Origin of the sequence: Paracoccus sp. JM45 (genome assembly GCF_003590715.1) — a bacterium.
Classification (GTDB): Bacteria; Pseudomonadota; Alphaproteobacteria; order Rhodobacterales; family Rhodobacteraceae; genus Paracoccus.
Map to the genome: position 1 here is coordinate 1 of NZ_QQVY01000010.1, position 11,335 is coordinate 11,335.

At 57.3% G+C, this 11,335-nt stretch carries 11 protein-coding genes and 1 pseudogene; 6 read left to right on the forward strand and 6 right to left on the reverse strand.

Annotation, left to right across the window (positions count from 1 at the left end; all coding sequences use genetic code 11):
• Positions 1-438 (forward strand): IS5 family transposase (locus DWB67_RS12720; RefSeq protein ID WP_119807934.1); only part of this gene is annotated, 438 nt, incomplete at its 5' end.
• A gap of 29 nt (positions 439-467) precedes the next feature.
• On the opposite strand, the pseudogene DWB67_RS12725 reads toward DWB67_RS12720, so the two are convergent.
• Both DWB67_RS12725 and rsgA read right to left on the reverse strand, forming a co-directional pair.
• A pseudogene (locus DWB67_RS12725) lies at positions 468-1,039 on the reverse strand (hypothetical protein).
• On the reverse strand, positions 1,036-2,049 hold the full coding sequence (gene rsgA, locus DWB67_RS12730) for a ribosome small subunit-dependent GTPase A (protein WP_119807935.1): 1,014 nt from the start codon (positions 2,047-2,049) through the stop codon (positions 1,036-1,038). The pseudogene DWB67_RS12725 and the gene rsgA overlap by 4 nt, the downstream one beginning before the upstream one ends.
• Before the next feature lie 438 nt (positions 2,050-2,487).
• Between rsgA and DWB67_RS12735 the strand changes: the two genes are divergently transcribed.
• From DWB67_RS12735 to DWB67_RS12755, 5 genes are all read left to right on the forward strand, one after another.
• Positions 2,488-3,804 carry a sugar ABC transporter substrate-binding protein gene (locus tag DWB67_RS12735; RefSeq protein ID WP_119807936.1) on the forward strand — a complete coding sequence of 439 codons (1,317 nt, stop codon included), beginning with the start codon at positions 2,488-2,490 and terminating at the stop codon, positions 3,802-3,804.
• 114 nt (positions 3,805-3,918) lie between these two features.
• Positions 3,919-4,788 (forward strand): carbohydrate ABC transporter permease, encoded by an 870-nt coding sequence (locus tag DWB67_RS12740; protein ID WP_119807937.1) that lies wholly within the window; start codon positions 3,919-3,921, stop codon positions 4,786-4,788.
• A gap of 12 nt (positions 4,789-4,800) precedes the next feature.
• On the forward strand, positions 4,801-5,625 hold the full coding sequence (locus tag DWB67_RS12745) for a carbohydrate ABC transporter permease (RefSeq protein ID WP_119807938.1): 825 nt from the start codon (positions 4,801-4,803) through the stop codon (positions 5,623-5,625).
• An 11-nt stretch (positions 5,626-5,636) separates the two neighbouring features.
• A complete protein-coding gene (locus tag DWB67_RS12750) occupies positions 5,637-6,638 on the forward strand; it encodes an ABC transporter ATP-binding protein (protein ID WP_119807939.1) in 1,002 nt (333 codons plus the stop codon).
• Positions 6,635-7,408 carry an L-iditol 2-dehydrogenase gene (locus DWB67_RS12755; RefSeq protein WP_119807940.1) on the forward strand — a complete coding sequence of 258 codons (774 nt, stop codon included), beginning with the start codon at positions 6,635-6,637 and terminating at the stop codon, positions 7,406-7,408. The genes DWB67_RS12750 and DWB67_RS12755 overlap by 4 nt, the downstream gene beginning before the upstream one ends.
• A 290-nt stretch (positions 7,409-7,698) precedes the next feature.
• Here DWB67_RS12755 and DWB67_RS12760 read toward each other — a convergent pair whose 3' ends face one another.
• The 4 genes from DWB67_RS12760 to DWB67_RS12775 all read right to left on the reverse strand — a co-directional run bounded on the left by DWB67_RS12760 (position 7,699) and on the right by DWB67_RS12775 (position 11,114).
• The gene (locus DWB67_RS12760) at positions 7,699-8,739 is read right to left on the reverse strand and encodes a LacI family DNA-binding transcriptional regulator (protein ID WP_220475129.1); all 1,041 of its coding nucleotides are present in this window, start codon (positions 8,737-8,739) and stop codon (positions 7,699-7,701) included.
• Between the two features lie 28 nt (positions 8,740-8,767).
• A complete protein-coding gene (locus tag DWB67_RS17860; protein ID WP_147385929.1) occupies positions 8,768-9,136 on the reverse strand; it encodes a hypothetical protein in 369 nt (122 codons plus the stop codon).
• Positions 9,117-9,737 carry a hypothetical protein gene (locus DWB67_RS12770; RefSeq protein WP_255418672.1) on the reverse strand — a complete coding sequence of 207 codons (621 nt, stop codon included), beginning with the start codon at positions 9,735-9,737 and terminating at the stop codon, positions 9,117-9,119. The genes DWB67_RS17860 and DWB67_RS12770 overlap by 20 nt, the downstream gene beginning before the upstream one ends.
• Before the next feature lie 210 nt (positions 9,738-9,947).
• Positions 9,948-11,114 (reverse strand): ABC transporter substrate-binding protein, encoded by a 1,167-nt coding sequence (locus DWB67_RS12775; protein WP_119807944.1) that lies wholly within the window; start codon positions 11,112-11,114, stop codon positions 9,948-9,950.
• Positions 11,115-11,335 lie beyond the last annotated feature (221 nt).

Sequence of the window (11,335 nt, forward strand, 5' to 3'; positions counted from 1 at the left end):
CGGCGCAAAAGGGGGACTCAGGCTCAGGCCATCGGACGCTCGCGTGGCGGCCTGACGACTAAAATCGTCGCGCTTGTGGATGCGCTCGGCAATCTGATCCGTTTCCTATCATTGCCCGGGCAGGCACATGACACAAAAGGCGTCGCGCCTCTGATCCGTAACGTTCCCTTCGGGGCTCTTCTGGCAGACAAAGCGTTTGACGCGAACTGGCTCCTGGAAGAACTGGATGCACGTGGGGCATGCGCCGTGATCCCACCGAAATCAAACCGAAAGCAACAGCGTAACTACGACGCAGACGCTTACAAGTGGCGCCATATGGTTGAAAACTACTTCGCAAAGATCAAGGAATTCCGAGGCATAGCAACACGCTATGACAAGACCGATTGCAGCTACACCGCCAATTGGAACCTCGCCGCAACCCTGATTGCTTCAAGATGAATGTCCACGGGCCCTAATATAGCACGTCATTAATATGTTCTGGCCCCACACCCAAAAACCACGGTTTCCGCGATATGGATGTCGGAAAGAAAGACCTTGGTGCTTCGGTCATAGCGGTCAGCGACACGTTGCCATCTTTAATCTTCCGGACATGAACTTGACCTCGTAGCCCTTTCGATAGCGGTGCTTGTTTTATTTGTCAGGATCGGCGCGTTAATTTCGACCAAGGATTGAGGGCTTTGCGGAGCCAATCAGCGCTATATGCCCGCCCCACCAGAAGCTGGTCTGCGGTCGGAAGACTGCCACTGCAGTGCCATTGCCCCAGTATAATCGCTGAACTGACCAGCCGTCATGAAAAACAAGATGGGTCGTCCTTATACATCCGATCAGAAATTTAGCCGCCCTTTTCCCGTCGATTGTAGAGCATCTTGTACAGCCCATACTGCTCGCAGAACATCACGCCAGCACAAACCGTCGTGGTTAAAAAAATAATACTGCTGGAGCCTCGCGGGTCTTCAATGGCGGCACGCTTGGGTTTTTTGGGAAAATAGGGTCTTAGCCAATCCATTTGAGTCTCGCCTATCCAATAGAGATTGCTCATCTTTTTCCCCGCAGAACAGTTGTCCGGTTTCCTTTGGGGCCGGTTTGCACCGGCGTATTGGCCGTATTTTCCTCATCCAGTTTTCGCCAGCGTTCCAGACGTTCGGGCGACAGGTTGCCTGCCTTGACGGCTGCTTGTACGGCGCATCCGGGTTCATGGGCGTGTGTGCAATTCCGGAAACGGCATTGGGGGGCAAGCTCGGTTATTTCTGCAAACAGAACCTCTAGTCCTGCGGTCACGTCGCTGACGTGCAGGGTCCGCATTCCCGGAGTGTCGATCACCCAGCCGCCGCTTGCGATCGCGTGAAGCGATCTGGCGGTTGTCGTATGCCGTCCCTTGGCGTCGCCTTCACGGATTTTGCCGGTTAGTTGCCGATCCTCGGGGGCCTTATCGGCCAGGGTGTTCAACAGCGTCGATTTGCCGACACCGGATGACCCGACCAAAGCCACGGTTTGTCCCGGGCCGCACCAAGGCAACAATGCCTGCGAGGCCTCGGGGTGTTTGGCGTTCACCAGAATAACTTCGATCCCGCGCTGCAGGTCCAGCGCGGTTGTGCGATAGGTTTCCGGATCATCGCATTTGTCAATTTTGGTCAACACGATGACGGGCGTGGTCCCTGCTTCGTTCGACAGGGCCAGATAACGTTCCAGACGGGCGGAATTGAAATCCTCGTTGCACGAGGTGACGATGAACAGGGTGTCGACATTCGCAGCGATCAGCTGTGGCCCGCGTGCATGTTCGGTCCGGCGGCGCAGCAGGGACGCGCGATCCAGCCTGCGTTCGGCGACGCGTGTTTCCGCATTGACCAGTGCCCAGTCCCCCACGGCATAATCGGTCGTTGTGGCATGCAGGGGCAGTTCCAGCCTGATCTGTCCGCAGCCATCCTCGGCGCTAAGGCGGGACCGGTGGACCGAGGCGATACGCATGGGGGATAGCCCCTCATCCTCGGGGGTAAGTTGCGTCTGGTAGAAGTCGGACCAGCCAAGGCCGGTAAGCTGGGGAAATATCATCGGGTCACCTGTCTCACATGTCCTGCATGGTCATGTCATGACAGCGATGCAAGTGTTTCCTTGGCCGATGGCGGGCCTGTGCCGCCACGGATCGCAGGGCCGTCGGTGATGGTATGTCACCCGTAGGGATGGGCAATCGATTTTCAGGAACGGCCATGAACTGTGCAGATTCTGAATCTATGGTGTCGGGGCGATTGCAAACAATGCAATTCGACTTGGCGCATGGAAGAAAACAGATGGCATAAGCGCATTTTTACAGATTGCGCCGAAGTCAATTTTGGTACTGATGGCTGTCTTAATTTTAGTATAACTTACGGATAATAAACGGTATTGAAATAATTCTGTCTTGGGGCGTCGTTCTGTCATCCAGTTTTTTTCTTGACGTATGCGCGACGCTCGTTGCAAAACTTTACTTATGTAAAGGGAGGACTACCGGAAATGACGTTCAAGCATGTGCTTCTTGGGTCGACTGCCTATGCAGGGCTCATTCTTGGCTCTGCGGCTGGCGCTTCTGCTGAAGAAATCACCATTGCAACGGTGAATAACGGCGACATGATCGTTATGCAGGAACTGGCCCCGCAGTGGGAAGAAAAAACCGGCAACACCATCAACTGGGTCGTTCTTGAGGAGAACGTCCTGCGCGAGCGTGTGACCACCGATATCGCCACCCAGGGTGGCCAGTATGACATCATGACCATCGGGTCCTACGAAGCGCCGATTTGGGGAAAGCAGGGCTGGCTGACCGAAATGGACGGCATCGACGGTTATGACTATGACGACCTGATCCCCGCTGTCAAAGCCGGTCTGTCCAGCGACGGCAAGCTGTTCGCGCTGCCTTTCTATGCGGAAAGCTCGTTCACGATGTACCGCACGGACCTGTTCGAGGAAGCCGGTCTGGAAATGCCGGAACAGCCGACCTATGAACAGATTGCCGAATTCGCCAAGACGCTGACCGATAAGGACAACGAACAATACGGCATCTGCCTGCGCGGAAAGCCCGGTTGGGGCGAAAACATGGCGTTCTTCGGCACGCTGGTGAACACCAACGGCGGTGCCTGGTTCGACCAGAACTGGAACCCGCAGCTGGACCAGCAGCCCTGGGCCGACGCGCTGGATTATTATCTGGACGTCATGAACAACTACGGTCCTCCGGGCGCGACCTCGAACGGCTATAACGAAAACCAGGCGCTGTTCCAGACGGGCAAATGCGCGATGTGGATTGATGCCACCTCGGCTGCCGGTCGTGTGTTCGACCCTGCGCAGTCGGATGTTGCGGATAAGGTCGGCTTTGCTGTCGCCCCGATCGCTTCGGTCGACAAGGGCAATGCATGGTTCTGGGCATGGTCGCTGGCCATTCCGACCAGCACCAAGAAAGCCGATGTCGCAAAAGACTTCGTCGCTTGGGCCACCAGCCAAGAATATGTGAATCTGGTCGGCGAGGAAAAAGGCTGGGTTGCTGTGCCTCCGGGAACGCGCACCTCGACATATGAAAACCAGAACTATCAGGATGCAGCCCCCTTCGCTGCAACGGTTCTAAGCGCGATCCAGAACGCCGATCCTGCTGATGCAACTGCGATGGCTGTGCCTTACACCGGCATCCAGTATGTCTCGATCCCGGAATTCCAGGGTCTGGGAACGGCTGTCGGCCAGAACATCTCGGCGGCACTTGCGGGCCAAAGCTCGGCCGAGGATGCACTGGCGGCCTCGCAGGCCACTGCCAAGCGTGAAATGACCCGCTCGGGTTACATCAAGTAAGCTTGACCTCTTTGTAGAGGACAGCGCGCCGCCCGATCCAAGGATCAGGGCGGCGCAGCCACCGGCAACCGGCGAAGGGCCGCTTGTCCAACAATCGTAAAAAGGAAGCACGCGATGGCAACCCGCCAGACCCAGAGCTTGGCTCGGCTCATGCGCGCACCGGCGATTATCCTGCTGTTGATCTGGATGATCGTGCCGTTGGGCATGACCCTGTATTATTCTTTCCTGAACTATAACTTGTTGAATCCGGCTGGGACCAGCTGGGCGGGTTGGTTCAACTATGTTTATTTCTACACCGACCCCGCCTTTATGGAGTCGATCAAGAACACGCTGATTCTTGTTCTGGGCGTGCTGGCGATCACGGTCATCGGTGGTATTGCCATCGCGATGCTGATCGACAAGCCGATCTATGGTCAGGGGATCGTCCGGATCCTGACAATCTCTCCGTTCTTCGTGATGCCGCCGGTTGCCGCGCTGATATGGAAGAACATGATCATGCATCCCAGCTATGGTGTCTTTGCTGATCTGGCGCGCTTTCTGGGCGTGTCCCCGATTGACTGGTTCGCGCAATATCCGTTGCTGTCGATTATCATCATCGTGTCATGGCAATGGCTGCCTTTTGCCACGCTGATCCTGCTGACGTCATTGCAATCGCTGGATGGTGAACAGGTCGAAGCCGCCGAAATGGATGGCGCTGGCGCTGTCAGCCGCTTCATCTATCTAGTGCTTCCGCATATGGCCCGCGCGATGACGGTCGTGATCCTGATCCAGACCATCTTCCTGCTGGGCGTTTATGCCGAGATTCTGGTGACCACGAATGGCGGTCCCGGGAATTCGTCGACCAACCTGACCTACCTGATCTATCGCGCGGCCCGTCTGAATTTCGACGTCGGCGGAGCGGCAGCCGGTGGTATCATCGCGGTCATTCTGGCCAACTTCGTCGCCATCTTCCTGATGCGCGCCGTCGGCAAGAACTTGGATTGAGGAGGAACACGGATGGCACGCGCAGTCTCGACCCGCATCAAAATCGGATACACGGTCGCCGCATGGACGGTGGCCCTGATTATCTTCTTCCCGATCCTCTATACGGTGATCACCAGCCTGAAGACCGAACAGGCCGCCATTTCGGGTTTCGACCTATGGCCGTCATTTTCGCTGGAAAGCTATCGGGACGTCCAATCCCAGTATAACTATTTCAAGCCGTTCATGAATTCGGTCATCTTGTCGCTTGGCTCGACCGCGCTGGCGCTGGCAGTGGCCATTCCGGCGGCATGGGCGATGGCGTTTTCGCCGACCAAGCACACCAAAGACATCCTGATGTGGATGTTGTCGACCAAGATGATGCCGGCCGTTGCCGTGCTGGTGCCGATCTATCTGATCTTCCTGCGGACCGGCCTGATGGACACGCGGATCGGTCTGACGGTCATGCTGATGCTGATCAACCTGCCGATCGTGGTGTGGATGCTGTACACCTATTTCCGCGAAATTCCGGGTGAAATTCTGGAAGCCGCGCGGATGGACGGTGCCACCCTGAAAGATGAGATCATCCATGTGCTGACGCCGATGGCCATTCCGGGCATCGCATCGACCGTGCTGTTGAACATCATTCTGGCATGGAACGAGGCTTTCTGGACGATCCAGCTGACCACGACGAATGCCGCACCCTTGTCTGCCTTCATCGCATCCTTCTCCAGCCCGCAAGGTCTGTTCTGGGCGAAACTGTCAGCCGCTTCGACGCTGGCGATTGCTCCGATCCTGATCATGGGCTGGTTCAGCCAGAAACAACTTGTCCGCGGCCTGACTTTCGGCGCGGTGAAATAAGGAGAAGAATGATGGGAAGCATCACTCTTAAGCAGGTCCGCAAGGCATTCGGCGATATCGAGGTTATTCCGGGCGTCGATCTGGAAATCAACGAGGGCGAGTTTGTCGTCTTCGTCGGTCCTTCGGGCTGCGGTAAATCGACCCTTTTGCGTCTGATCGCAGGGCTGGAGGACGTGTCGTCGGGCCAGATCATCATTGATGGTCAGGACGTCACCTCGGCGGCACCGGCCAAGCGCAAGCTGGCGATGGTGTTCCAGTCCTATGCGCTTTATCCGCATATGTCGGTGGGCAAGAACATCGCCTTTCCGCTGAAAATGGCAAAAATGCCGGAAGAGGAACGCCAGAAGCGCGTCAACCACGCCGCCGGCATTCTTAACCTGACCGATTATCTGGACCGCAAGCCGGGCCAGCTGTCGGGTGGCCAGCGCCAGCGTGTGGCCATCGGTCGTGCCATTGTGCGCGAACCTGCGGCCTTCCTGTTCGATGAACCGTTGTCGAACCTTGATGCCGCCTTGCGCGTGAACATGCGGGTCGAGATTTCGGAACTGCACAAGAAACTGGCCACCACCATGGTCTATGTGACGCATGATCAGGTCGAAGCCATGACCATGGCCGATAAGATCGTTGTTCTGCGCGCCGGTCGTGTCGAACAGATCGGCAGCCCGCTGGAACTGTATCACAGCCCCGCGAACCGTTTTGTCGGCGGCTTCATCGGCAGCCCGAACATGAACTTCCTTGAAGGTCCGGCAGCCGAGGCGTTTGGCGCTCATGCCATCGGTGTGCGTCCGGAACATTTCCTGATGTCCAAGACCGAAGGCCAGTTGCCGGGCACCGTGGGTGTGGCTGAACATCTGGGCTCGGACACCTTCCTGCATATCGATCTGGATGATGGCACGCATATCATCGCCCGCGCGGCTGGCGAATTCCCCATCAGTCATGGCGACCGCATCTGGCTGACGCCGGAAGAAGGCCGCGTCTATCGCTTTGACAAGGAAGGTCTGGCCATCACATGAACCGGCTGACTGGCAAATCCGCATTGATCACCGGCGCAGCCCAAGGGATCGGGCGCGGCTTTGCCGCAGCCTATATCCGCGAGGGCGCGACTGTTGCCATCGCGGATATCGATCTGGCGGCGGCCCAAGCAACCGCCGCCGAATTGGGCGATGCCGCCTATGCGGTGAAACTGGATGTCAGCAAGCAGGAAGACATCGACGCGGCCATTGCGGCGGTTGTCGAAAAGACCGGTAAGCTGGACATTCTGATCAACAATGCGGCGCTGTTTGATGCCTCGGAAACGGTGGATATCACGCGGGCCAGCTATGACCGGCTGTATGCCGTGAACGTTGCGGGCACGCTGTTCACCATGCAGGCGGCCGCCGCGCAGATGATCAAGCAGGGCCATGGCGGCAAGATCATCAATATGGCATCACAGGCCGGTCGTCGGGGCGAGGCTTTGGTCGCCGTCTATTGTTCGACCAAGGCGGTAGTGATCAGCCTGACGCAGTCGGCGGGGCTGGATCTGATCCGCCATGGCATCAATGTAAACGCCATTGCTCCCGGTGTGGTCGATGGCGCGCATTGGAAACATGTCGATGCAATGTTTGCCAAGCTTGAAAACAAAAAGCCGGGCCAGAAAAAAGCCGAGGTCGAGGCCGGCGTTCCGGCAGGCCGCTTTGCCACGCCCGATGACCTGACCGGAATGGCCATTTTCCTCGCCTCGTCCGAGGCGGATTACATTCTGGCCCAGACCTATAATGTCGACGGCGGCCAATGGATGAGCTGATATTGGCAGGTCATTCTTAGCAATTTGCCACCAAGGGGCATGTCGCAAATCGCGCCATGCCCTTTGTTTACAGATTGGATGCTGCATTCCGAATGTTTACGGCTCCGGCGCATAGTCTGTTTTGTGACATGATTGATAAGCAGTATTGCAACAGCGCGGGTCTTTGACGGGATATGTCAGTCGCGCCGATACATTATGGTGCACGTCCGGCACCTTAAGTTGCGATCTAACATCCGGCAGACACGCGTCCGGCCCAACGAGGGCTGACAATCCCCACCGGCTTTGATGCCTTAGGCAGAGCCGCGCAGCACAAGGGTTGGCGTCAGCAGGCATTGGTCCGGAACAATATCCTCACCCTCGATCTGGGCCAGAACGCGCATGGTCGCAAGTCGTGCGATTTCGCTGAAATCCTGCGCCACGGTCGTCAAGGGTGGTGTGGTGAAACGCGACAGCGGGTGGTCGTCATGTCCGGCGATCCGCAATGCACAATCGTCAGAGTTGCCAACTTTTACGCCTGCCTCCCATGCGGCCAGCAGGGCACCGAATGCCACGCGGTCGTTGGCGCACAGCAGGGTTCCGGGGTTCTTTCCCTCGGACAGCAGCTTTGCGACCTGTTCATGTCCGAAGCGTTCGAAATCCCAGTTGCGGCTGTCAGGTACGGGCAGCACGACGGGGTCATGACCGGCATTCCTCATCGCCTCCTCATAGGCATCACACCGCAGCTGGGCGTTGCGGTTGACCTGCGGCATGCCCAGAAAAGCGGGGGGATTGCCGGTGTCGCACAGGTAATCGACGATCAGGCCGAACCCCTTGCGATTGTCACTGCCGACGAATGAGGCGTTTCTGGATCTGGGGCTGTCGACATAGACCACCGGAACACGGCTTTCCAGAACCTCCAACTGGCCATCTTCACTGTTCACCCCAAGGGGGGCCACGATCGCGCCCGCGACGTTGATGGATTTGAACCGCTCGATCGCTGCGGCCTGCAATTCGGGTCGCCCGTTCGAGCTGAGAACAACCGCGAAATAGCCCGCCTGATCGGCAACCTCCTCGATCCGACGTGTCAGGGCCATATAGAAGGCATCGGCGGTGTTCGGGATGATCACCCCCAGAAACTTGCTTTTCTGGCGCTTCAGATTGACCGCGAAAATATTGGGGCGAAAACCGGAAGACTGGACCGCTTCCTCGATCAGTTCGCGGGTTTTCTTGCGGACCGAGGAAGGGTCGTTAAAGTATTTTGACACCGTTGGCCGTGACAGCCCGACGTGCAGGGCGAATTCCTCCATGGTGCGGATCGCGGTCACGGGGCCTGGGGTGTCTTTCTTGGTCAAGGGTCTTTTCCTGTCATTCGCGGTCAGTCTATGTGCTGCACGCGCGGACATAGTCTTGGGTCATTTGTTCAACCGCAGCAAGCGCAAGATCGGCTGCAATGGGGGCAATTTGACCGGCCCCTATCCTTGGATAAAGACCGCCAAGGCATTGTGCAATCAGCGTTTCCGGCAATTGCGTGTCGCGCGGCAGGGCCATGGGAGCGACAACCGCTTGCGGGTGCGGCCAGATGTAAATGGAAGACCGCTGCAAGGCGCATGCGGCAATTGTCGCGTGATATATGTCGCCACAATTGGTAGGGATATCCATCCCCTGTTCCATCGTGTCGTCGGCGATGATGATATGGTCCGGCACCCCACCACCGCGCTGGCTTGGGGTATTATTTAACTGGTTGTCCAACACGCGGTTCGCCTTTCTGGTCCAACAGCGTTGCATCCAGTTCCGGACGGGTCGAGGTTCCCTCCAGCGGGCCAAGTCGGGCGACAGCGCGCGCGCTTGCAGCATTATCATAGCGCAGTGCCAGTTCGGGATCGTCCTCTTTCAACCAAAAGCTAAGGAAGCTGTCGCCTGTACCGGTCGGGGCGATTTCCTGAACCGCGATCGGTCCAGCATCGACCTGCACACCGCGTTCGAACAGACTGGCACCTTCGCTGCCGCGTTTGATCGCGATACTGCGGATGCCATCATCACGATACCGGACAAAGGCGCTGCCGGTGGCAATTTCGATGCCCGACACATCGACGATGTCCTGACGCAGGTGTGTAATGTCCAGATGTCCGAAATCATCATCCCCCTCGCGCGATATGATGGCGCAGGGTGTCCCCAGTTTGCCTAGCTGATCGACAAGGATTGCAGTCGCACCCGAAGGGAACCGCCCGACCAGCGGCTGGGCATCGTAAAAGCCGTCGCCTTTGGTGGTTGCCACAATCTCGACCAGGATCTCTCCGATGGTCACGACCTTCTTCATATGCCGACCCTGTGTGATCTGTCGAAGAAACATGGCGGGCAGTTTTGCAGGCACAGGTGATCGACGGGGCCATCAGCCGCGTGACACGAAATATGGATGCAATGCCGCTGCCGCTCCTCCGACTGCTGCGTCAGGGAAACGATGGCAAATTACTTTACTTAAGTCAATTTTGATTACGCTTCAGGCATGAAAACGTTCGATTGTTTCGCGGCGGGGGGGGTGACCCTGCCGCGAAGGGCTGTTCTACATCGCGCAGTCGCCAACATAATTGTCGCTATAAGCCGTGAAAATTGTCTGGTCGATCGAGGTGGCATAGGCGCCATCCTCGCGCTGGACCACTTTGGTCAGATAGAAATCCTGAACGGGGAAATGGTTCGGACCAAAGGCAAAATCCCCGCGCAGGGATGTAAAATCCGCTTTGGCCATCGCATCGCGCAAGGCGTCGCGGTCGGACAAGTTGCCCTCCACCGCAGCAACCGCGCTGTCGATCAGATAGGCTGCGTCATAGGCCTGCATAGCATAGGTCGCAGGTACGCGGTCATATTTTGCGACGAACTGGCTGACGAATTCCTTGCTTTGCGGCGTATCCAGATCGGGGGCCCAGTTTGATCCGCCCGACAGACCCAATGCGGCATCCTGCTGGGCGGGCAGGGTGGTTTCATCGACTGTAAAAGCCGACATAAAGGGAATGCCGGTCATGCCCGCCTGGTTGAACTGCTTGACCAGATTGACCCCCATCCCGCCTGGCATAAAGGCATAGATGGCATCGGGCTGCATCGCCGCGATCTGCGCCAGCTCGGCCGAGAAATCCAGCTGGCCCAAGGGGACCAGAATCTCGCCCGCAAGACCGTTGGTATAGGAATGCTTGAACCCTTCCATCGCGTCCTTTCCGGCCTGATAGTTCGGGGCCAGCAGGAAGACGTTCTGGAAGCCCTGATCCTGTGCATATTTTCCCGACACCTCATGCATCTGGTCGTTCTGATAGGAGGTCACGAACAGATCGGGGTTACATTCGACCCCCGCCAGATTCGATGTGCCTGCGTTGGTCGATACCAGAAAGGCACCGCCTTCGGTCACCGGACCTACGATGGCGTTCAGGATGTTCGAAAACACCGGCCCGACGACAAAATCGACCTGATCGCTTTCGACCAGCTCGCGCGCGCGGCTGACAGCGATGTCCGGCTTTTGTTCGTCATCAATGACAGTAATCTCGACCTCTTTGCCGCCCAGCTTGTTGCCAAGGTTTTCCATCGCCAGCAAAAAACCGTCGCGGGAATGTTCGCCCAGCACCGCCGCAGGACCGCTGAGTGTATAGACCAGCCCGACGCGCACGACATCATCATCGGCATGCGCCATCGGGGCCAGACCGGCCAGAATGCTGGTTGCCAGAAGGGTGGTTTTCAATTGCATCACGTTCTACCTCCTTGCAGCTTTTTGGTGGCTGCTTGTTGAACCAAGGCCGCGTCTGGCGTCCTTTGTGCTGTCAGTTCGCATCGTGGAAAGTCGCAAGTAAAGAAAATTTGCACCATGCGGGGCTTGCGCCTGTTGGACCGGCAGCCAGCCTGTGTCGATCATCGGGGCAGGTTAAAAACGTTGCAATCAATTCTTTCATGCTTGAAACATATAGGTCG